This is a genomic window from Mesorhizobium sp. M5C.F.Ca.IN.020.29.1.1, assembly GCF_003997375.1.
Classification (GTDB): domain Bacteria; phylum Pseudomonadota; class Alphaproteobacteria; order Rhizobiales; family Rhizobiaceae; genus Mesorhizobium; species Mesorhizobium wenxiniae.
Window position 1 is genome coordinate 1 of record NZ_RZSW01001141.1, and the last position, 609, is coordinate 609.

1 protein-coding gene is annotated in these 609 nt (G+C 62.4%); it reads left to right on the top strand.

What is annotated here, in order from left to right; all coding sequences use genetic code 11:
• On the top strand, positions 1-458 hold a 458-nt coding region (locus tag EOA85_RS36740), incomplete at its 5' end, for an anti-sigma factor (protein WP_164760198.1).
• Between the last annotated feature and the right edge of the window lie 151 nt (positions 459-609).

The following is a 609-nucleotide window of genomic DNA, read 5'->3' on the forward strand; positions in this document are numbered from 1 at the left end:
GTCTGGAAGAGCCGGCCGAGGACCAGCTCGCCGAGCAGGCGATCGCAGCCCATGTCATCTATGCCGCCGAGCAGCGGCATGCGGTGGAAGTGCCCGCCAGCGACAAGGATCATCTGCAGACTTGGCTGTCCAATAGGGTCGGCCTGAAGCTGGTCGCACCGGATCTGGTGGCGGAAGGGTTCCAACTCGTCGGCGGCCGGCTGCTGCCTGCTGGCGAGAGCAAGGCTGCGATGCTGCTTTATGAGGACGACAAGGGCGAGCGCATCTCGCTGTTCGTCACGGCTGAATCGGCCGAGAAGGCCAAGGGCACCTATGGGTCGGAAGAGAACGGCCCCGAAGCCGTCTACTGGCTGGACAAGGGCTATGGCTGCGCCGTCGTCGGCTCGCTGCCGCGCGCGCAGCTGACTGCGGTGGCCAAAATCGCCTACAGCCAGCTTCTGGCCGGGATGGCCAGCTGAGCTGCGCCTGTTTTTTGTGCATGACCCTTTCCGAAAATCGATTTCGATTTTGGGGGTCATGCACCAGCCGAAACTGTCACAATTGAGCCCGAATCGAGGTGCGATAGCGCTTGACGGATGCTGGCGCTTCGGCTGTGTTGTCGACACTTCT